This window comes from Ruegeria sp. AL2 (assembly GCF_056540845.1).
The window spans coordinates 39,104-59,589 of record NZ_JBQFXM010000011.1 but is presented as its reverse complement, the minus strand read 5'-3'; the positions used below and the strand labels follow the sequence as shown (position 1 = coordinate 59,589).

22 protein-coding genes are annotated in these 20,486 nt (G+C 58.1%); 13 read left to right on the top strand and 9 right to left on the bottom strand.

Annotated features, from left to right (window positions below; all coding sequences use genetic code 11):
- Positions 1 to 111 precede the first annotated feature (111 nt).
- A complete protein-coding gene (locus ACR0ID_RS13995; RefSeq protein ID WP_480606300.1) occupies positions 112 to 1,626 on the bottom strand; it encodes a DUF2125 domain-containing protein in 1,515 nt (504 codons plus the stop codon).
- A 140-nt stretch (positions 1,627 to 1,766) separates the two neighbouring features.
- Here ACR0ID_RS13995 and ACR0ID_RS13990 point away from each other — a divergent pair, with 140 nt between their 5' ends.
- The 3 genes from ACR0ID_RS13990 to ACR0ID_RS13980 are packed head-to-tail and all read left to right on the top strand — an operon-like array spanning position 1,767 to position 3,849.
- Entirely contained in the window at positions 1,767 to 2,510 is a 744-nt protein-coding gene (locus ACR0ID_RS13990; RefSeq protein WP_480606297.1) for an SDR family oxidoreductase, read from the top strand.
- Positions 2,507 to 3,115, top strand: coding sequence for an enoyl-CoA hydratase/isomerase family protein (locus ACR0ID_RS13985; RefSeq protein ID WP_480606295.1), 609 nt, complete (start codon positions 2,507 to 2,509; stop codon positions 3,113 to 3,115). The genes ACR0ID_RS13990 and ACR0ID_RS13985 overlap by 4 nt, the downstream gene beginning before the upstream one ends.
- The gene (locus tag ACR0ID_RS13980) at positions 3,112 to 3,849 is read left to right on the top strand and encodes a VOC family protein (protein WP_480606292.1); all 738 of its coding nucleotides are present in this window, start codon (positions 3,112 to 3,114) and stop codon (positions 3,847 to 3,849) included. The genes ACR0ID_RS13985 and ACR0ID_RS13980 overlap by 4 nt, the downstream gene beginning before the upstream one ends.
- Here ACR0ID_RS13980 and ACR0ID_RS13975 read toward each other — a convergent pair whose 3' ends face one another.
- A complete protein-coding gene (locus ACR0ID_RS13975; protein ID WP_480606289.1) occupies positions 3,850 to 4,146 on the bottom strand; it encodes an HNH endonuclease in 297 nt (98 codons plus the stop codon). It abuts the gene before it with no gap.
- A gap of 48 nt (positions 4,147 to 4,194) precedes the next feature.
- Here ACR0ID_RS13975 and ACR0ID_RS13970 point away from each other — a divergent pair, with 48 nt between their 5' ends.
- Entirely contained in the window at positions 4,195 to 5,379 is a 1,185-nt protein-coding gene (locus tag ACR0ID_RS13970; RefSeq protein WP_480606286.1) for a TIGR03862 family flavoprotein, read from the top strand.
- Between the two features lies 1 nt (position 5,380).
- Here ACR0ID_RS13970 and holA read toward each other — a convergent pair whose 3' ends face one another.
- The 4 genes from holA to ACR0ID_RS13950 form a co-directional block, all read right to left on the bottom strand.
- The gene (gene holA, locus ACR0ID_RS13965; protein ID WP_480555029.1) at positions 5,381 to 6,409 is read right to left on the bottom strand and encodes a DNA polymerase III subunit delta; all 1,029 of its coding nucleotides are present in this window, start codon (positions 6,407 to 6,409) and stop codon (positions 5,381 to 5,383) included.
- Complete coding sequence (lptE, locus tag ACR0ID_RS13960; protein WP_480517852.1) at positions 6,406 to 6,897, bottom strand: LPS assembly lipoprotein LptE; 492 nt, start codon at positions 6,895 to 6,897, stop codon at positions 6,406 to 6,408. Before lptE ends, holA begins: the two co-directional genes overlap by 4 nt.
- A complete protein-coding gene (gene leuS / locus ACR0ID_RS13955) occupies positions 6,884 to 9,421 on the bottom strand; it encodes a leucine--tRNA ligase (protein WP_480606282.1) in 2,538 nt (845 codons plus the stop codon). The genes lptE and leuS overlap by 14 nt, the downstream gene beginning before the upstream one ends.
- A gap of 72 nt (positions 9,422 to 9,493) precedes the next feature.
- Positions 9,494 to 9,979, bottom strand: coding sequence for a DUF3576 domain-containing protein (locus ACR0ID_RS13950; protein WP_480555066.1), 486 nt, complete (start codon positions 9,977 to 9,979; stop codon positions 9,494 to 9,496).
- A gap of 281 nt (positions 9,980 to 10,260) precedes the next feature.
- Here ACR0ID_RS13950 and ACR0ID_RS13945 point away from each other — a divergent pair, with 281 nt between their 5' ends.
- A complete protein-coding gene (locus tag ACR0ID_RS13945; RefSeq protein ID WP_480606279.1) occupies positions 10,261 to 11,280 on the top strand; it encodes a porin in 1,020 nt (339 codons plus the stop codon).
- A gap of 99 nt (positions 11,281 to 11,379) precedes the next feature.
- Positions 11,380 to 12,039 (top strand): YggS family pyridoxal phosphate-dependent enzyme, encoded by a 660-nt coding sequence (locus ACR0ID_RS13940; protein WP_480606276.1) that lies wholly within the window; start codon positions 11,380 to 11,382, stop codon positions 12,037 to 12,039.
- On the opposite strand, the gene ACR0ID_RS13935 is transcribed toward ACR0ID_RS13940, so the two are convergent.
- Together ACR0ID_RS13935 and ribA are read right to left on the bottom strand one after the other, a co-directional pair.
- On the bottom strand, positions 12,023 to 12,523 hold the full coding sequence (locus ACR0ID_RS13935) for a L,D-transpeptidase family protein (protein WP_480606273.1): 501 nt from the start codon (positions 12,521 to 12,523) through the stop codon (positions 12,023 to 12,025). The genes ACR0ID_RS13940 and ACR0ID_RS13935 overlap by 17 nt on opposite strands.
- Entirely contained in the window at positions 12,520 to 13,611 is a 1,092-nt protein-coding gene (gene ribA, locus ACR0ID_RS13930) for a GTP cyclohydrolase II (protein ID WP_480474143.1), read from the bottom strand. Before ribA ends, ACR0ID_RS13935 begins: the two co-directional genes overlap by 4 nt.
- Positions 13,612 to 13,773: 162 nt before the next feature.
- Between ribA and ACR0ID_RS13925 the strand changes: the two genes are divergently transcribed.
- The 6 genes from ACR0ID_RS13925 to ACR0ID_RS13900 all read left to right on the top strand — a co-directional run bounded on the left by ACR0ID_RS13925 (position 13,774) and on the right by ACR0ID_RS13900 (position 17,791).
- Positions 13,774 to 14,460 carry a response regulator transcription factor gene (locus ACR0ID_RS13925; protein WP_171724917.1) on the top strand — a complete coding sequence of 229 codons (687 nt, stop codon included), beginning with the start codon at positions 13,774 to 13,776 and terminating at the stop codon, positions 14,458 to 14,460.
- Between the two features lie 238 nt (positions 14,461 to 14,698).
- A complete protein-coding gene (locus tag ACR0ID_RS13920) occupies positions 14,699 to 15,091 on the top strand; it encodes a GFA family protein (protein ID WP_480517840.1) in 393 nt (130 codons plus the stop codon).
- A gap of 71 nt (positions 15,092 to 15,162) precedes the next feature.
- Complete coding sequence (locus ACR0ID_RS13915) at positions 15,163 to 15,951, top strand: exodeoxyribonuclease III (protein WP_480506418.1); 789 nt, start codon at positions 15,163 to 15,165, stop codon at positions 15,949 to 15,951.
- Between the two features lie 75 nt (positions 15,952 to 16,026).
- Entirely contained in the window at positions 16,027 to 16,941 is a 915-nt protein-coding gene (gene trxA / locus ACR0ID_RS13910) for a thioredoxin (RefSeq protein WP_480474140.1), read from the top strand.
- A 26-nt stretch (positions 16,942 to 16,967) separates the two neighbouring features.
- Positions 16,968 to 17,609, top strand: a complete 642-nt coding sequence (locus ACR0ID_RS13905) for an LON peptidase substrate-binding domain-containing protein (protein WP_480484107.1) — start codon at positions 16,968 to 16,970, stop codon at positions 17,607 to 17,609.
- Positions 17,606 to 17,791 carry a Trm112 family protein gene (locus ACR0ID_RS13900; protein ID WP_209504973.1) on the top strand — a complete coding sequence of 62 codons (186 nt, stop codon included), beginning with the start codon at positions 17,606 to 17,608 and terminating at the stop codon, positions 17,789 to 17,791. Before ACR0ID_RS13905 ends, ACR0ID_RS13900 begins: the two co-directional genes overlap by 4 nt.
- Here ACR0ID_RS13900 and ACR0ID_RS13895 read toward each other — a convergent pair.
- Positions 17,788 to 19,050 carry an FAD-dependent monooxygenase gene (locus ACR0ID_RS13895; RefSeq protein ID WP_480606269.1) on the bottom strand — a complete coding sequence of 421 codons (1,263 nt, stop codon included), beginning with the start codon at positions 19,048 to 19,050 and terminating at the stop codon, positions 17,788 to 17,790. The two genes, ACR0ID_RS13900 and ACR0ID_RS13895, sit on opposite strands and share 4 nt — an antisense overlap.
- A 52-nt stretch (positions 19,051 to 19,102) precedes the next feature.
- Between ACR0ID_RS13895 and ACR0ID_RS13890 the strand changes: the two genes are divergently transcribed.
- Positions 19,103 to 20,431 (top strand): amidase, encoded by a 1,329-nt coding sequence (locus tag ACR0ID_RS13890; RefSeq protein ID WP_480606266.1) that lies wholly within the window; start codon positions 19,103 to 19,105, stop codon positions 20,429 to 20,431.
- The last annotated feature ends 55 nt before the right edge of the window (positions 20,432 to 20,486 follow it).

Sequence of the window (20,486 nt, the reverse complement as noted above, 5' to 3'; positions counted from 1 at the left end):
TGTGACCGGATTGTGCTGTGTGGATCGGGATAAATCCATGCCGCTACCGGGTTTGGCACAAGGTTCACAGGAATGGAAAGGGCCGCACTGCGCGGCCCTTTCAGATAGGTATCACTTGATACGCTGGCCATTCGCCAAAATCTGACCGTCTTCCGTGAATTCGATGGTCGAGTTCAGGGTGTCAGGCTCATCGCCGGGGACAGCCATCAGACCCATCATCATCCGCGCGCCCAGTGCATCGTCGTCCGAAATGAGGCCCATGCCGATCAGCGTATCGATCAGCTGATTGGCGCCAACAAGTTTCAGGTTCGCCACGCCGCTTGGGCTAGGCATTCCGCCAAACTCTTCTGTGTTCGAATTGTCGAAGGCGAAATCGCCATCACCGGTCAGTTTGGCACCAACCAACGAAACCAGAAGCTGGCTGATTTTCAGCGAATGTAACTCACCCGGAGTCTCATCCGACTCAACGTCAATTTCCGGATCGAAGATGTTCATCAGAACTTTTGCCGTGCCGGTCGTTTCCAGCGCGATTGTCGCCGGATCGCGGGGCAGCGCGCCTGCCGGGTCAAAAATGCCCCACAGGACATCAGACATGGTGAAATCGGTCATGTTGAGGCCAAAGGCGAAGGGCTGTATTTCGTCCGATTGCTGGATCGGGAATTCGAAGTTCAACCCTGCACTGGCCATGGACAACTCGATCGGGAACGGCAGATCCGCTGTTGTCACCGCCAGTTTGGTGCTGTTCTGCGCGATGTCATAGGCGATGCGCTCGGCGTCGATGCTGGCGGCAAAGTGCCCACCCTCCGAGGTGCTGTTCATCGAGAACGCCTGTCCTTCGCTGGTCCCGCTCAGATCGGTGCTGCCGGATGCATAGGTAAACGTGCCATCAAAGGCGAAACCCGCTTGGTAAAACGCCTGCGGATCAGACATGTCAAAATCCAGTGGGATCACGTTTTCGCCTTCAAAGGCCAGTTGGCCCAGTTGGCCATTGATCAGCCCGCTTTCACCACTTTCCGGATCCTGAAAGTTCAGGTTATAGGTCAGCGTATCGCTGTTGAATGTCTGAGTGATGTTTCGGTGTTCGCCGATTTGCATCCGCGACCGACCGGCCAGATCACCTGCTTCGACCGCGATGCTGAAAACCTCGTTCGGCAGCGGTTCGCCATCAACTTCAATCGAATCCAGCGCAATGCCCAGTTTGTCAGCGGTGTAGTCATAAGTCATGTCTTCGGGTGTACCCGAAACGACCATGTTCAGCTGGCTGTGCGAATAAATCACTTTGGCTGCAAACTCTTCATCGTCGGCTGTTCCCGTGACGTCCATGGGAAAGCTCTCGGGCAATCCGATGGTAACGGTTCCGTCACCATTTTCGGTCAGCGTCATTTCCGGCATGACCATCTGGAACTGTCCGTCTTCTTCCGGAAAGGTCAAAGAAAGTGTCATGTTCGAAATTGTGGTGACGTCACCGGCGATGCTTTCGTCTCCTGTAACGGTGTAGCCCATTGATGTGAAATAGCTTTGCCAGTCGGACCAGACATCATTTGCTGTAAGGTCGGCGAACGCGCCCTGGGTCGCGACGGCATAGGCCAGAACAGCACCGCAGCTGCGGTGGAGGAAAACGGACATAAGGTAACCCTTCTTGATCAATTTGCGGCGCATGGTCGGGGTTGTGGCACCTATCGTCAAGGGGGCAAGGGCTGGACCATTTCCCCGTTTCCGCGTTACGGCTGTTGCCGGGATCAATAACAATGCGTGAGGAGAGGCGAATGCAGGGGAAAACAGTTCTGATAACCGGGGCCAGCCGCGGCATCGGGGCCGAAGCGGGGCGCGTTTTTGCCGCAGCCGGTGCCAATGTCGCATTGGTGGCCCGCAGCCGAAATCAGATAGACGCCTTGGCCGCTGAACTGGGTGATCAGGCCATCGCGCTGGCCTGCGATGTCAGCGATTTCGCGCAGGTCGAGCAGGCTGTGGCCACATGTGTGGATCGGTTCGGCGGGCTGGATGTTCTGATTGGCAATGCCGGTGTGATCGATCCGATCTTTCATCTTTCCAACGCCGATCCTGAGGCCTGGAGCAAAGCCATCGACATCAACCTCAAAGGCGTTTTCTACGGGATGCGTGCGGCATTGCCGGTGATGCGGGCCGCCGGGGGCGGAAGCATTCTGACCGTCTCGTCCGGCGCGGCGTCCAACCCGGTTGAGGCGTGGAGCCATTATTGCGCGTCAAAGGCCGGGGCAAAAATGCTGACGGAATGCCTGCATCTGGAAGAAGCCCAACACGGCATTCGCGCAATGGGGCTGTCGCCGGGGACGGTTGCCACGGATATGCAGCGGTCCATCAAGGCAAGCGGCATCAATCCGGTCAGTCAACTGGATTGGGACGCGCATATTCCCGCAGACTGGCCAGCGCGTGCCCTGTTGTGGATGTGTTCCAAGGACGCGGATGAATACTTGGGAAAGGAAATCTCGCTGCGCCTGGAAGACATCCGAAAAAGGGTCGGGCTGATATGATCGACCTGACGAAACAGGATGGCCTGTGGGTCGTTACGATCAACAATCCCGAAAAGGCAAACGCCCTGACTGGAGCGATGCTGAATGAACTGGCCGGGATTGCCGAGGCCGCAACCAGCGCGCGGGCGCTGATCCTGACGGGCGCGGGCAAAGTGTTCAGCGCCGGGGCCGATCTGGACGAGGCGCGCGCCGGTCTGGCCACCTCTGACGTCTGGGAAAGACTGTCCGGTGCCATCGCCGCATTGCCCTGCCTGACCATTGCCGCGTTGAACGGAACTTTGGCTGGTGGGGCCAATGGCATGGCTTTGGCCTGTGACCTTCGCATTGCGGTGCCGACAGCCAAGTTTTTCTATCCGGTGATGAAGCTGGGGTTTCTGCCGCAACCGTCCGATCCGAAACGGTTGGCGGCATTGGTGGGTCCGGCCAGAACCAAGTTGATCCTGATGGCAGGTCAGAAGATCACCGCGCAAGAGGCGTATGACTTTGGTCTGGTTGATCGGATCGTCGAACCCGATCACCTGATGCAAACCGCGCGTGAGCTTGTGACAGACAGCGTGAACGCTGACCCCGTTATCGCCGCGGACATCGCAAGGATGTGTTCATGAGGATTTCGGCCATTCGGTTGCGGGTCACTGACCCGAAAAGACTGGCCGTATTCTATCGCGACGTTCTGGGTATGCGGGTTGACCCGCAGGTGTCAGGTTGCCGCGTCGGCTACAACTCGGAAGATGCGGACCTTCTGCTGCTGCCGGGTGGCGGCGGATACACCCATGACCGGGGCCAAAGATATTGGAAGATCGGAATTACCGTCCCTGATGTCGATCTTGCGGCAGCGCATTTGCGCGCGCTGGGTACTGCGGTAAGCGCGCCGAGCCAGTTTCTGGATATCGGGTACATGTGCCATCTGGCTGATCCCGATGGGTTTGTCATCGAATTGCTGCAATATGATTTCGAAGGCAACAAACCGGCGCAGGTGGTAGATCCGGATGCTCCGTTTGCGCAGGCCCGGATCGGTCAGATAACCCTTCGGACCGGTGATATCGCGGGTGAGGACGCGTTTTGGCGCGCGCAAGGTATGTCCTTGCTGTCAATGCAGGAGGTGGCCCCCCATGGCTTTGATCTGCATTTCTATGCCTTTACCGACGAAACCCCTCCAAACGCCGATTTGTGGGCCGTCGAGAATCGCGAGTGGTTGTGGAAACGACCGTATACGACACTGGAATTCCAGCATCTTGCGGGTGCAGAGTTTGCGCCTGTACCGGATTACCGGGGAATAGAAGTCGAAGGGTTGGCCGCACCTTTGAAAGACGCCTTTGGCGATCCGGTCTTGCCGGGCTGATCACCTGTTGCGTCGCTTGCCCGGAACTTTCGACCGAAATCCGGGTGGGCGTTTACGCACCCATATCAGGAATTTCTCAAGCCTGGGATGCGCGCGCAAGGCTGCGATCGTGTTGTAACAGCGCGCCAGTTCGGCCTCGGTCAGGGTGGCATGGAATTCTTTGTGGCAAATCTGGTGCAGAAGAACGGTGGGTCCGCCCTTGCCTCCTTTGAGTTTTGGGATCAGATGATGCAGGCTGCCACCCCCGCTGGGGATCGAGCGGTCGCAGAGCGGGCAGATCGGATCGTTGTTCGCCATGTTGGTTTGAAACTTGCGCCGATGGATGGCGAAGGCAAGAGGGTGCGAATGGCGCAGGCAGTCGTGATCGGAGCAGGCCCCGCAGGGTTGATGGCGGCCGAGCAACTGGCCGAGGCCGGGCATTCCGTGCTGGTTGCCGAAGCCAAGCCCTCGGTTGCGCGCAAATTTCTGATGGCTGGTAAATCGGGGCTGAACCTGACAAAGGACGAACCGCCTGAGACACTGATGCGGTCTTATGCCGATGCGGCGGACTGGTTGCGCCCGATGATCACCGCCTTTGACGCGCAAGCCGTGCAGCACTGGGCGCGTGGACTGGGACAGATATTATTCACAGGTTCTACCGGGCGGGTTTTTCCCGAGGCCATGAAGGCGTCGCCTTTGCTGCGCGCATGGCTTGCGCGACTGGGCGCAGCCGGGGTTGAGATCAAAACCCGTTGGCGATGGAAAGGTTGGGAAGCTGATGCGCTGGTATTCGACACACCGGACGGGCCGCAAAACCTGACTGCTGCTGTAACCGTGCTTGCGCTGGGCGGGGCCAGCTGGGCCCGCCTTGGGTCGGATGGTCATTGGGCGCAAATCCTGTCTGACAGGGGCGTCGAACTGGCACCGTTTGAACCTGCGAACTCAGCCCTGTCGGTGGATTGGAGCACTCATATGCAGCCACACTTCGGGGCGGCGCTGAAATCGGTTCGGTGGATGGCCGGTGACCTGGATAGCCGCGGCGAGGCTGCGATCTCGGCAACCGGGCTGGAGGGAGGGGGGCTTTACACTCTCACCCCTGCTTTGCGCAAAGGGCAGCTACTTTTTGTCGATCTGGTGCCCGACCTGGAACAGCAGTCCTTGCAGGCGCGTTGGTCTTCCAGAAAGTCGAAAACCACACTTTCGCAATGGTTGAGAAAGTCGTTGAACCTGTCACCGCAGAAGATCGCCGTGTTTCACGAGATGGCAAAACGCAGTCACTTGCCGCTGCCCGGCGAAGTGGCGGTCCTCAAGAAACTGCCAATCCTGCACGCAGGGCTGCGACCGATGGATGAGGCCATTTCGACGGCAGGTGGCGTGAAACGATCCGCGTTGGGTGATGGGCTGATGCTGAAGACCATGCCGGGCGTGTTCTGCGCCGGTGAGATGCTGGATTGGGAAGCGCCGACCGGGGGGTATCTTTTGACAGCCTGTCTTGCCACTGGCCGCTGGGCCGGTCGGGCCGCTGCCGATTGGCTGGATCAGGGCAAGTAACTCAGCGCGACCGCGCAAGCATCGCCAGACGAATCATTGCGCGCTCGACCAGTGCCATTGAGGGGGCGGTCTGTCCGGCGGAGCGCAGGGAGAGGTCGGTATCCGTAAGAACGGTCAGAGCAGTTTGCAGCTTGGGCGCGCCCCAGCCCTGTGCCTGACGCAGAATACGGTCACGCCGTTTGCCGTAAACCGGCGGGCGCAACTTGCCGATACCCTGCGCCGCACCACCGGGATCCGAGGCGCAGGCATAAAGGGTGCGGAAATGCCGGGTTGCCCCAATACACAGAGTTACCCCGTTGGTACCCTGTGCCTGCAACCGCCGGATCAGCGGTCCGATCTCACCGGCGCGGCCTTCTGCAACCACGTTCAGCACGTCGTCAAGCGCCGCCTCGGTCGAACGCGGGGTACAGGCTTCGATGTCTTCCATGGTCAACTCAGAGTTGTCACCACGCTTGTAAAGCGACAGTTTCTCAATGGTTTGGGTGAAGTCACCGGGGCTAAGACTGTTGGCCAGTTCGCTGATGGCAGACATGACATCGCGGGGGATGTTATTCAGTTGCGCCTCAGTCAGAACCCGCTCGACCTCTGCACGCGATGGCGGGTCGTCATAAATGCCTATCGCATAGGCCGCAGGATGCCCCTCGAACGCTTTGCGGATTTTTGAGTTTGGTTTCAGCTGACCAGCCGTCACGATGATCTGAGCGTCGCCGGGGGTCCAATCTTCAAGTGCGGCCAGAATCGCAGGCGAGGCGGTTTCGGTGGCGTCTTCCACAAACACCGCGCGCGGGCCGGGGAAAAACCCAACCGCCTTGACCGCGTCCAGCAGAGACGCCGGATCGCCGCGCAAGTCGCCACCCGGCAGGCGGGTCAGGCGCATTTCCTCTTCCGCACCAGGACCAAGCAGGGCGGCCAGAACCTGCTGCCGCTTAAGCGCCACCCGCATGGCATCCGCACCATAGATCAGCAGCCCGGTCTTGTCCGCATCCGGCTTGGCGAAATACCCGTCAGCCTCGCGCGGGCTCAACTTCATTTGGACAAGCCCGGTGTTGAATACAGGCGGTTCACTATATGCCCGGACAGGATCACCATCAGGCGTTCTTTCGCATCGCGTTCGTCAGCCAGCGTCGACACGGTAGAGCCCGAAGCAGAATAGCCCACAAAATCGGTTACGGTGCCGGACGCTGCGACTTGTCCAGTTTCATTAGATTTCAACGCGTATTGGGCCCGTCCATCAATCGTGTACCGCGTTGTCTCGTTCGTCGTGGTGATGGCCGCGCCGCGGGTTTCGGTCGAGACCTGAACATCCAGAGCGTAATCGCTGATAGAGCCCGCGCTGCGGCCCAGTTGTTGTTCAAGGTTCTGAACCAGAAGATAGCTTTCAACGGTATTTGGCGCAGATACCGCCACCCGACCGAACAAGGCAGAGCCCGACCCACTCGGAGCATAAACCGGTTGAAAGCCGCAGGCAGCCAGCGCCAGCGGCATCACAAGCAATGTTCTGCGATCAAACAACGACATTCACGATCCGGCCCGGAACAACGATAACTTTCTTCGGCGCGTTGCCATCCAGCGCCTTTTGGACAGCTTCGGTGCTGAGCGCGATATTTTCAACCTCGGCTTTGTCCATATCTTTTGGAACGCTGATTTCCGCGCGACGCTTGCCGTTGATCTGGATCGGCAGGGTGACGGTGTCATCAACCAGCATCGCTTCATCTGCGACGGGCCACGGGGCGACAGCCACAAGGCCCTCACCGCCCTGATGCGCCCAGATATCTTCCGCCAGATGTGGCGTCATCGGCGACATCAACTGGGCCAGTGTTTTGATTGCCTGTTTCTGAGCCGCCGCACCGGCCTTGGATTTTGCCAGTGTATTGGTGAATGCGTACAGTTTGGCGATGGCTGCGTTGAAGCCAAAGCTTTCGACACCCAATGTCACGTCGCGGATGGTTTTGTGCATCTCGCGCAACAGATCCTCATCGCCTTCGCCCGCTGCATCGGCGTCCATGGCGCCGATCCTGTCACACAGATTCCAAACGCGATTCAAATGCTTATAGGCGGCTTCGGCCCCTGCCGCCGTCCATTCCACGTCCCGTTCGGGTGGCGAGTCGGACAGCACGAACCAGCGGGCCGTGTCGGCCCCAAAGGCCGAAATGATGCTGACCGGGTCGACCACGTTTTTCTTGGATTTCGACATCTTGGCTGAGGGGATGATTTCGACCTCTGTGCCATCGGCCAGTTTGCCGTTGGTTACATCCTCGGGCAGGTGATAGACCGGGCGGCCGTTGGCGTCGCGCGTCTGGTAAATCTCATGCGTCACCATGCCTTGCGTGAACAGCGCGTCGAACGGCTCGATGGCCTTCGTCGGCAAGTGCCCGGTGAGGTGCATCGCCCGCGCAAAGAACCGGGAATAAAGCAGGTGCAGAATCGCGTGCTCAATGCCGCCGATATACTGGTCGACATTCATCCAATATTCGGCCTCGGCCAGATCGGTGGGTGTTTCCGCACGCGGAGCGGTAAAGCGCGCGAAATACCACGACGAATCGACGAAGGTATCCATCGTGTCGGTTTCGCGCTTGGCCGGTGCGCCACAAGACGGGCAGGAACAATCGCGCCAGGTCGGGTGGCGGTCCAGCGGGTTGCCGGGTTTGTCGAATGTGACATCGTCAGGCAGGCGGACCGGCAGGTTTTCCTTTTTCTCGGGCACCACGCCGCAGCTTTCGCAATGCACGACGGGAATCGGACACCCCCAATAGCGCTGACGGCTGAGGCCCCAGTCCCGCAGACGGTATTTGGTGACACCCTCGCCCCAACCGGCTTGTTCAGCAAAATCGACGGTGGCGTTGATGGCTTCTTCGCCTGTCGCCTCGGTCAAACCGGCGAAGTGGTTCACCCAGCGGACTTTCTCGGTTTTCGGCGGGACGAATGCAATTTTGTCGACAGGCGCGTCGTCATCCAGTGCAAAGAATGTGTCGACCACAGGAAGGCCGTATTTGCGGCAAAAGTCGAGGTCACGCTGATCATGCGCAGGGCAGGCAAAGATTGCGCCCGTGCCGTAATCCATCAGGATGAAATTGGCGATCCAGACCGGCAGTTCCCAGCTCGGGTCCAGCGGGTGCTTGACCTTGATGCCTGTGTCAAAGCCCAGCTTTTCTGCGGTTTCTATGGCTTCCTCAGTGGTGCCGCCTTTACGACATTCGGCCACGAATTCAGCCACTTCTGGATTTTCGGCTTCAAGCTGTTTTGCGATCGGGTGATCGGGCGAGATGCCAACGAAAGATGCGCCCAGCAGCGTGTCGGGGCGGGTTGTATAGACGGTGATCGGATCGCCGCCGTCTGTGCGTTCAAAGCCGAATTGCAGACCACGGGATTTGCCGATCCAGTTCTCCTGCATCAGGCGCACTTTGGCGGGCCAGTTGTCCAGAGTGTCCAGCGCATCCAGCAATTCTTCGGAATAGTCCGAGATCTTGAAGAACCACTGGGTCAGCTCGCGTCGCTCTACCAATGCACCCGAACGCCAGCCACGACCATTTTCAACCTGCTCGTTGGCCAGAACGGTCATGTCGACCGGGTCCCAGTTCACCACAGCGTTTTTGCGATAGACCAGCCCGGCATCGAGCATATCGAGGAACAGCGCCTGTTGCTGGCCGTAATACTCGGGGTCGCAGGTCGCGAACTCACGAGACCAGTCGATGGACAGGCCAAGTGGTTTCATCTGGTCGCGCATGTCGGCGATGTTGCTGTAGGTCCAGTCCTTCGGATGACCCCCGATGGCCATCGCGGCGTTTTCCGCAGGCATCCCGAATGCGTCCCAGCCCATCGGGTGCAGCACGTTATGGCCCGTCGCCAGCTTGTGCCGGGCGATCACGTCACCCATCGTATAGTTGCGCACATGCCCCATATGGATTCGGCCAGACGGGTAGGGAAACATCTCAAGCACATAGTATTTCGGCTTGTCCGCCTTGTGGTTAGCGGTGAAGATCCCGGCCTTGTCCCAGGCCTCCTGCCATTTTGCTTCGATTTCAGTGGCCGAGTAGCGCGACATTGTGCGGTCCTTCGTGAATGAAAACGCCGGGTAGGAACCCGGCGTGGTAATATTGTGATTTTCGGCGGGTTGCTAGAACTTGTTGTCTGCTATGCGTAGTTGCCGGGCGCGCGACAGAATCGCATCCTCGACTGCGCGGGATGTTGCCGCACTCACCGGAGCCCCCCCGCTTGATTGCAGCGCAACCGACAAAGAGCGCGCGGCAAGCGCCGGATCGCTGATATGAACAGTTGCCCGGTAGGATCGGCCGCCGCCCGGAGGCGTGCCATAACCCGTTACGATTACACCGGTAAACGGATCAACCTCCTGCACAGGCAGGAAGCTCAGCACATCCAGCGAAGCCGCCCAAAGATACCGGTTCACGTTTGTTGTCTGTTCGGCGGTGCTGCGGTCAAAGATGTCCCAGATAGTTGCCCGCTCGGGGTCATTCAGCTCCTGTTCGTCCGAATTGCCGCCAGCGAGGTTAGGGGAGTACGTTGTCGAAGTGTTTCGATTCTGCCCACATGCCGAAAGAGCGGCGGTCAGCAGGATCATTCCCAAAATCGTCGGCAGGCGCATTGTAAACAGGTCCTGTTTCACTTGTTCTACAGTATTCAGGGGATACTCCTAGCCAAGGACCCCCGCTGCAACAAGTCCATTCTTCTGAAATGTAAGTGTATCAGCTGCATCAGGGCGAAAACTGACTGTGGCATCCTTGCACCAATTTGACCTCAATGACGCCGGCGTCTTTATGCCAAGCTTGCGCAAAGGGGGCAAAAAGAGCGAAACGGTGTCCGTGCTGAGACATGTGCCGAGGCATATGTCGAGTAGATAACTCTTTTGAAACCGAGGGAAACAAGATGAAAAAAGTTCTCTTCGCATCGACGGCGCTGATCGCGACCGCAGGCGTTGCAGCAGCTGAAGTTAACTTCAGCGGTTATGGCCGCTTTGGTATTGGCTACGTTGAAGATCGTAGCGGTACCGTTGTAAACTTCCAGACAACCGGTACCCCAACAGGTACTAACACTGCGGTTGTTCAAACTGACGACGCGATCCTGGTCTCGCGCTTCCGTCTGAACATCGACGGTATTGCAGAAACCGATGGTGGTGTTCGTTTCGAAGGCCGCGTTCGTCTGCAAGCTGACGAAAACAGCGGCAACGGTGAAGCAAACTCCGCCGGTCTGAACGGTGCACGCTTCTCGGTCATCTACGGTGGCCTGCGTGTTGACGCCGGTAACGTTGCAGGTGCCTTCGACAACCTGGCAAACTACTACGGCAACGAAGTTGGTCTTGAGCTGTTCGCAGGTCAGTACTCGGGTGTTGACTACAGCTTCCTGGGTTACTCGTCGACCGGTTCGGGTTCGAACGCCGTGTTCTTCCAGTACTCGGTTGGCGACTTCTCGTTTGGCGCATCGTACGACCAAGCGACTGTAGCTCTGAACGGTGCACCTATTAGTGCAGACCGTTGGGACATCAGCGCAACCTACACCTTCAACAACATCACAGCTGCTTTGGCCTACGGCCAGACCGACGCTGGTGTTGCTGGTGTAAGCGATCCGAGCCTGACCGTTCTGACCCTGGGTGGCGAATGGGGTGACTTCTCGGGTACTCTGTTTGTTGCAGACGACGCAACTCAAGTTACTGCAACTGACGGTACCGCATGGGGTCTGTCGGCTGCCTACAACCTGGGTGCTGCAACCACCCTGCTGTTCACCTACGGTGACGGTAACGCGTCTGCTGATACTCAGCAGGTTGCTGTTGGCGCGATCTACGACCTGGGCGGCGGTGCATCGCTGCGCGGTGGTATCGGTGTCAACGACTGTGACATCTGCACAGACTCGACCATGGTTGCTGACTTCGGTGCTCAGTTCAACTTCTAAGCTGATCTGAACCGCAAGGTTTAAGGGCGGGTCTTCGGACTCGCCCTTTTCTTTTGCGCCGACTTGGTGTTTTTCTGCGCAAAACAGGATGAGGGTCCCATGTCGCTGCAAGACATCACCGCACGTATCGCCAAAGCCGAAGCCAGGTCGGACAGACCGGCTGGTTCTGTCAAACTGATTGCCGTTTCCAAAGTGCAGCCGAATGAAAGGGTGCAGGCCGTTCTTGAGCAGGGGCACAGATGTTTTGGCGAGAATCGCGTGCAGGAAGCAGCAAGAAAGTGGCCCGCGTTCAAAGAACGGTTCGAGGGTATTGATCTGCACCTCATTGGCCCGTTGCAGACCAACAAGGCCCGTCACGCGATGGAACTGTGCGATGCGATCCATTCGGTAGATCGACCCAAACTGGCCAAGACACTGGCGCGTTTGGCACAGGAAATGGGAACCTGTCCGGACCTGTTCATTCAGGTCAACACCGGTGAGGAAGACCAAAAGGCCGGTATCCTTCCTGCGGACGCGGATGGTTTCATTGCCGAGTGCAGGTCATTGGATCTGCCTGTGTGTGGATTGATGTGCATTCCCCCGGTCGATGAAGAGCCGGCTTTGCACTTTGCGCTATTGGCCAAAATCGCCGCACGCAACGGGCTTGATGGATTGTCTATGGGAATGAGTCAAGATTTCGAACAGGCCATCGCCCTTGGCGCGACACATGTGCGCGTTGGCTCGGCCATCTTTGGCGAACGGGTTAAACCTCAGGAATGATCAGCCGTGATCCGGGGGCAATGTGCCCTGCGATCCAGTGCAGATGGTCCCGGCGAAAGGCAATGCAGCCTTCGGTTGGATAACCGGGTCTGCGCCATTGGTGCAGAAAAATCGCTGACCCTCTGCCCGGAACGGCGTTTGGCCAGTTCCAGTCGGTCAACAGAATCAGATCATATAACGGGTCGGCGCGGCGCAGCTTTTCGTGGCTGAATGCATAGGGTGCGCTGACCATGTGGTTGTATCTGCTTTCAGACACGTCGTCAGACCACAAGTCCCGTGGGCCAATGGCACGGGCCCATTTGCTGGGGGCGGCCATTCGGTCGGCCCGGTACAGCATACCGACGATTCGATGATGTCCGGTTGGGGTCGCGCCATCGCCTTCGCGTTTTGCGTTGCTCAACCCGCCTTTGCCCACGGAGCAAGGGAACTCCCTGCCAAGAAACCGGATGCCGCGCGGGGTCAGAACAAGATCGCCTGGGGTCAAAGCAGATGCCCTGATTTCTTGGCCTTGGTTGCCAGGTATCCCCGGTTGTGAGAGGTTTCGCCAACCCTCAGAGGGACACGCTCGGTTACTGCGATACCTGTTCGCTCCATCATGGCGATCTTGGCCGGGTTGTTGGTCAGCAAGCGGACAGAATTGAAGCCCAGCGACTTCAATATGTCCGACCCAAGCCGAAAATCGCGTTCATCGTCCTCAAAACCCAGCCTGTGGTTCGCCTCAACAGTGTCAAAACCCTGATCCTGAAGGAAATAGGCGCGCATTTTGTTGGCCAGACCGATACCGCGCCCTTCCTGATTCAGGTACAAAAGAACGCCTGCACCTTCTGCCCCCATCTGTTCCAAGGCACCGCGCAGTTGCGGGCCGCAATCACATTTCAGGCTTCCCATCAGATCGCCGGTGAAACAGGCAGAATGCAATCGGGCCAGCACAGGCTTGTCGCGGTCTGGGCGTCCGATCTCGACGGCGTAGTGCTCTTCACCACCGTCTTCAGGTCGGAAGACGTGCAACCGGCCTGCTTCGGACACCTCCATCGGAAGGCGGGCCGCGACGACTTCGTGCAAAGTGCTGCGATCCGCCAGATGAGGTGTGGCGCGCGTGTGATCAATGCATGTCAGACCGTGCGACGCGGCAAATGCCCTGCCGTCCTCGACAGGTACCACGACCACAGCGGGAAGGATGCGCGCGGATTTGGCCAATGCAATTGCGATACGGTGGAGATTGGCATTACCGTGCCGCTCGGTCATCAACGGGCCCTTCATGGGTGCGTTCAGATCGTCGGAAGGATCGGCAACCGCCTGTACCCATGCGATATCCGCATCCGCCGGGATCGATACACGTGCCAGATCCCCGTCGTACGCCCGCGCTTTCAGGGTTTCAGCACGTCGCCCAGTTATGGCCACCACCGGACTCCCTAGTTTTTTCAGGTCGGCCAGACGCTGCGGGCTGAGCGTTTCGGCAGAAACCGCAAGCACGCTGAAGCCGCTGTCATCAGTCAGTGCAACGGGAACGCCCATGCGCAGATCGGCCCGGGCCCGGGCGAGAAGTTCCGTGATGTCGGGGATGAGACTCATCAATGTTACCCTATAACGCTCAATCTTTCTCCTAGCTCTTTCGAAAGGGAATGTGAAACATTTCCGCGAACTCTGACACGAAGGCGTGAAACGGTTGCAGCAAATCTTGTTGATTGCATATTCCACGCGCAAGTGATGGAAAAGCGTTTGGAGGACCGGGAAATGGCTCAACTCAAGAAAATCCTGCTAGTGGACGATGATGAGGATCTGCGCGAGGCGCTCAGCGAGCAACTTGTCATGACCGAAGACTTTGACGTGTTCGAGGCGTCGGACGGTCACTCTGCCATGGAGCGCGCGCGCGAAGCGATCTATGATCTGGTCATTCTTGATGTGGGTCTGCCGGATACCGACGGGCGCGAACTGTGCCGCCTCATGCGCAAACAGGGTGTCAAAAGCCCGATCCTGATGCTGACCGGTCATGACAGCGATGCCGATACGATCCTGGGCCTGGATGCCGGCGCGAATGACTATGTTTCGAAACCATTCAAATTCCCGGTGCTTCTGGCACGCATCCGTGCGCAGCTTCGCCAGCACGAACAATCCGAGGACGCAGTATTTGTACTTGGCCCCTATACGTTCAAACCGGCGATGAAGATGCTGATCACGGAAGAGGACAGAAAAATCCGCCTGACCGAGAAGGAAACCAACATCCTCAAATTTCTGTACCGCTCGACCGACGGCGTGGTGGCACGGGATGTGCTGCTTCACGAAGTTTGGGGGTATAATGCTGGTGTTACAACGCATACGCTGGAAACCCACATCTACCGCCTGCGTCAGAAGATTGAGCCCGATCCGTCAAATGCGCGCCTTTTGGTCACAGAATCCGGTGGATATAGGCTGGTGTCTTAACTGGGTGTGGATTGACTTGGATCAAAGTGATACCCTGTACTCATAATTAGGTTACTCCCAACCCGCGCATGTCCGGGTTATGACATGCACCTCCCTGTTGGACTGCCGGGCCGAATGGCCCGGCTTTTTTCTTTTCTGAAGGGCGAGATCATGCGCCGCCTATACCGTCACAGGCGTTGCGAAATCCATTTTGTTCCTGTAATGTTCTAATTCTTGCGAAAGGTTGGAGGAGCGCGTGATGATCGAAGGAAGCTGTTTGTGCGGGGCGGTGAAGTTTAACCTGAAGTCTCAACCATCCGTGATGGGAACCTGCCATTGCTCAAGATGCAGAAAAGCCGGGGCCAGCACAGTCGTATTTGTCAACAAAGAAGACTTGGTGTGGGTTCGGGGAAGGGAAAACGTAACGCTGCACCAGCCTGATCCGCCTTACAAATACGGCAGGTGTTTCTGCACGAAATGCGGGACATCTTTGGGCGAAATCACTTCAGAAGCAGACAGTTTTCCAATCGCTGCAAACGCATTGGATACTGGGTTAAAGCAGAAAGTTCAGTTTCACGAATTTGTTTCGGAAAAGCCGGACTGGTACGAGATTTGCGACGATGCCCCCCAAAATGAAAGCCACCCGTCCTAGCTTTTTTTCTGATGGCACCCCACCTCCCACCGCGTTAACCTTCGCCAAATCGCGACAGAGGAATCCTCGCCATGCCCTTCACACTTGCCACCTGGAACATCAACTCGGTCCGACTGCGCGAACCTATCGTGCTGAAACTGTTGGAAGAAGAGGCACCGGATGTTCTGTGTTTGCAGGAATGCAAGTCTCCGGTTGAAAAGATTCCGACCGAAGGGTTCGCGGAGCTGGGCTATACCCACATGATTGCCCGTGGCCAGAAAGGATATAATGGCGTCGCCATCCTGTCCCGCCTGCCGATAGAGGAGGTGGGCGACATGGATTTCGCAGATCTCGGCCACGCACGCCACATAGCCGGACGGATGGAGAATGGTGTCACGATCCACAACTTCTATGTTCCCGCTGGCGGTGATGTGCCAGATCGTGAAGTGAATGAGAAATTTGGCCAAAAGCTCGACTATCTCACGGGCATGCGCGATTGGTTCCACGCAGAAAAGCCGGAAAAATCCATCCTCGTCGGCGATCTGAACATTGCTCCGCGAGAAGATGACGTCTGGTCGCACAAACAATTGCTCAAGATCGTCTCGCACACTCCGATTGAAGTGGAACATCTGGCCGAGACCCAGGACGCGGGTGGTTGGGTCGATATCACCCGGCAGGATATTCCCGAAGGGCAGCTTTTCAGCTGGTGGTCCTACCGGGCCCGCGACTGGGATGCGGCAGACAAGGGGCGGCGGCTGGATCATGTCTGGGCCACGCCCGATATTTCGAATGCGGGTCATTCCAGTCGCATTCTGCGGGATGCGCGTGGGTGGGAGAAGCCCAGCGATCATGCGCCGGTCTTTGCGACTTTCGACATCTGAACTGAAACTCTGCCCTTGGTTTCTGCGACAAGCGATTGCATATAGAGCGCAAGTTCGAACGAAAGAGTGATTGCCATGGACATCCTGAACGGCGCAGCCGCCCCAGCCACCGATCTGATCAAGGACGGGACCGAGGCCACTTTCATGGTCGATGTGGTCGAAGCTTCGCAGGAAACGCCTGTTATCGTTGACTTCTGGGCACCTTGGTGCGGCCCGTGCAAGACGCTGGGCCCGATGCTGGAAGACGCTGTTACCGCCGCCAAAGGCGCGGTGAAGATGGTCAAGATCAACGTGGACGAGGCACAGATGATCGCCTCGCAAATGCGCATCCAGTCGATTCCAACGGTCTACGCGTTTTTTAAAGGGCAACCCGTGGACGGTTTTCAGGGCGCGCTGCCGGGGTCCGAGATCAAGGCTTTCGTAGACCGCGTGATCGAGGCGTCAGGTGGGGAAAGCCCCGGTGGTCAATTGGATGACGCGGTAGTTGCCGCCGAAGAAATGCTGAGCGAAGGCGCAGCGGCAGATGCCGCGCAGACTTTTGCCGCCGTTCTTGGCGAAGACCCGAACCACGCGGCAGCATATGGCGGGCTGGTGCGGGCACATATCGCCACTGGCGATCTGGAGCATGCCGAGGCCATCCTGAACGGTGCACCGGCTGAAATATCCAACTCGGCCGAGGTCGAGGCTGCGCATGCGCAATTGCAACTGGCCAAGCAAGCGGCTGATGCGGGTCCGGTGGCTGATCTGACAGCGGCCGTTGAAGCAGACCCCGAAAATCTTCAGGCCCGGTTTGACCTGGCACAGGCATTGCATGCGAACGGCGAAGTGGAAGAAGCCGTGGCGCAATTGCTGGAATTGTTCCGCCGGGATCGTGAGTGGGATGACGGGGCCGCCAAGACCCAGCTTTTCACGATCTTTGATGCGCTCAAGCCCAATGACCCGATCGTTCTGAACGGTCGCCGCAAACTCAGCTCGATGATATTTGCCTAATTTCTGATCAGAGCTAGAATTGGGACATGATGCATCCCGCCGATCTGCCGGACACCGTATCCGTTTTCCCCTTGCCCGGGGCGCTGTTGTTGCCCCGCTCGCGCTTGCCGCTTCACATCTTCGAGCCGCGCTATTTGCAGATGCTGGACGATGCGCTCAAGACCAAGGAACGGCTGATTGCGATGGTCCAGCCAAATCCTTCGGCCCATGATGAGAACAAACTGCACCGCATCGGATGCGTCGGACGTGTGACCCAGTTTTCCGAAACGGAAGATGGTCGTTATCTGATCACGCTGACCGGTGTGTCCCGGTTCCGCGTGGTGTCAGAGTTGGACGCTTTCACGCCATACCGGCGATGCGAAGTCTCGTGGGACGGCTTTGACAGGGATCTGGGCAAGGCCGAAAACGACGACAGATTCAACCGCACCAAGTTCCTGGCTTTGCTGGAACGCTTCTTTTCGTCCCGGCAATTGTCCACCGATTGGGATTCGCTGAAAGATGCCGAGGATGAATTGCTGGTGAACTCGCTGTCCATGTTGTTGGACTTCGATCCGGAAGATAAACAGGCCCTGTTAGAGGCCCCTTGCCTGCGCACACGGCGCGAGACGCTGATGACATTGATAGAATTCGCAATGCGAGGCGGATCGAATGAGGAAAAACTGCAATGACTGACCCTGAACACGCCTTTGATCGCCGCATGCTCGAAGCTCTTGTCTGCCCGCAGACGCAAACGACCCTGCGCTATGACGCCGAAAGGCAGGAACTTGTGTCACAGGCCGCAGGTCTGGCATTTCCCATCCGCAACGGCATTCCGGTCATGCTGGTCGACGAGGCACGGCAGCTGGACTAAATTGGCTGCCCTTGCAGCAGCTTGGGCAAATCTCCGGTCAAACCGGCGGCTTCGCGGACGAAACCGCGCCGCAACCCCGGCAGTGCGCCGACAATTCCCATACCAACGTCTCGCCCAATGCGCAGCAACGGGTTGTCGTTCGAGAACAGTTTGTTGAAAACATCCGTTGCCATCGCAAGAGCAGCGGTGTCGAACCTGCGCCATTCCTGATAGCGTTCCAGCACCATAAGCGACCCGATGTCTTCGCCGCGCCGCCCTGCCAAGGTCAGAACCTCTGCCAGCGCGCCGACATCACGCAGACCGGCGTTAAGGCCCTGACCGGCAATCGGGTGCATCCCGTGGGCGGCATCCCCGACCAGTGCCAGACGATCAGCGACAAAGGAATTGGCGATGGTCAGGTTCAAAGGATAGGTGAAACGATCTCCTGCCAGGCGGATTTCACCTAGGAAATCGCCGAACCGTGGGCGTAGGACTTGCAGATAGTCGCCCTCGGGCAGGGCGTTGATCTGTTGCGCGGCCTTGGTGCGTTCGCTCCATACAATGGAACTGCGATTGCCGGTCAGCGGCAGAATCGCCAAGGGGCCTGGCGGCATGAAGAACTGATGGGCAATGCCGTTATGCGGCAGCTCGTGTTCAATTGCGCAGACAAGTGCAGTCTGGCCATACTCCCAACCTGTGCGCTTGATACCTGCGCGGCGCGCGGTGCCGCTGTGGCGGCCGTCACACCCAACCAGCAGGCTGCTGTTCACAGTCGAACCATCGTCCAGCGTCACGGTCACTCCAGTGGTGTCGGCTTGTTGCGACACAACAGTCTTGCCACTCAGCTGAGTGATGCGGGGCTCATCAGCCATAGCGTCCAGAAAGGCGCGGCGCAGGTGACGGTCTTCGACCATATACCCCATCGGGCCTTCTTCTATTTCGGCGTGGTCGAAATGCATGAAAAACGGTGACGGGCCTGTACCGGCGTGGCCGTCTGTGACCTTGATCTCCAGCATCGGTTGGGCGTGTTCCGCAACGCGGTCCCAGACACCGATGGCAGCCAGCAAGCGCTGTGACGCCAAGGCCAGCGCATAGGCTCGCCCGTCGAATGCCGCATTCTTGCGGACCTTCTCTTCCAGCGCATCAATCACTGTGACCGAATGTCCGGTTTGTGCCAGAGCCAATGCCAAAGCCGGGCCGTTCAGCCCGCTGCCCACGATCAGAATGTCAGATGCCTGTGTCATGCCCTGCAATATGCGCGCCCTTTCGGGATTGTCCATGTGCAGTCCTGTCGCTACCGTTCTTTCAAGCCAAAAAGCAGGAGGGGGCGGGATGCAGGATTGGTTGACCATGACGGCGTGTGATTTGGGCCGTGGAATTGGGATGGGCCAGATCGATCCGGTTGAATTGACGGAAACCTACCTGTCCGCAATAGACGCCCATCCGCACCGCGACCGCATCTATGCCCGCGTCACCCATGACCGCGCCCGCGCCGAGGCCGAAGCCGCGCAGCAACGCGCGAAGATGGGATTGCGGCGGTCGTTGCTGGATGGGGTTCCCATTAGCTGGAAAGACCTGTTCGACACCGCTGGTACTGCGACCGAGGCCGGGTCGGCGCTTTTGAAAGACCGGGTGCCGGACACGGATGCACTTGTGGTACGCAACGCAACCCAGATGGGAACGGTCTGTCTGGGTAAGACGCATATGAGCGAGCTGGCCTTTTCCGGCCTTGGATTGAACCCGATCACTGGTACGCCGCCTTGCATTGACGATGAGGACGCCGTGCCTGGCGGTTCATCTTCAGGCGCGGCGGCTTCGGTTGCGTGGGGTTTGGCAGCTGGGGGTATCGGGTCCGATACTGCTGGGTCAGTACGCATCCCATCGGCTTGGAACAATTTGGTTGGACTAAAAACCACCGCCGGGCGGATAAGTTTGGAAGGGGTTGTACCTCTGCGCCTTCGGTTTGACACGGTGGGCCCTTTGGCGCGCTCAGTTGAAGACGCAGCACATTTGCTGGCTTTGCTTGAGGGCGGAACGCCTGCCGATCTGCGAGGTGCAAACTTGAAAGGCTGCCGTTTTGCAGATTTGCAAAACGTGGTTAAAGACGATTTGCGCGATGTACCGCGAGTCGCTTATGAGGTTGGTTTGGAACGACTTCGAGACGCAGGCGCAAAGGTTATACCTCTTGAGGTTCCCGAACTTCACAACGCAATGTCCCTGTCTAGTGTTGTCGATCCCACCGAATCGTACGGACTGTGGCGAGATGTGATCGAAGCGAATCCTGATGTAATGTATCCTCCGATACTGGAACGGTTCCGGGCTGGAAAAGACGTATCTGGTCCGGACTACGTCGCTGCGTGGTCGAAGCTGGAAGCCTGTCGCGCGGCATGGGATACCGCCACCGCCGGGTTCGATGCCGTTCTTGCGCCAACCGTTCCCAATCTGCCACCCAATCTGGACCGGTTGATGACCGATCACGACTATTACGTGACTGAAAACCTGCTGGCCCTTCGCAACACGCGGATCGGCAACCTGATGGGGCTTGCGGCGCTGACCCTGCCCACCGGAACGCCCGGTTGCGGGCTGATGATGATGGGGTATCCGAACTCGGAAGAGGCCCTGTTGCGGTTGGGGTCAGCGGCAGAATCGGCATTGGCCTGAATGCCACAATCCACTGATTCGGAACCTCTTTGTCTGGACGAAGAGGTATGCGGGC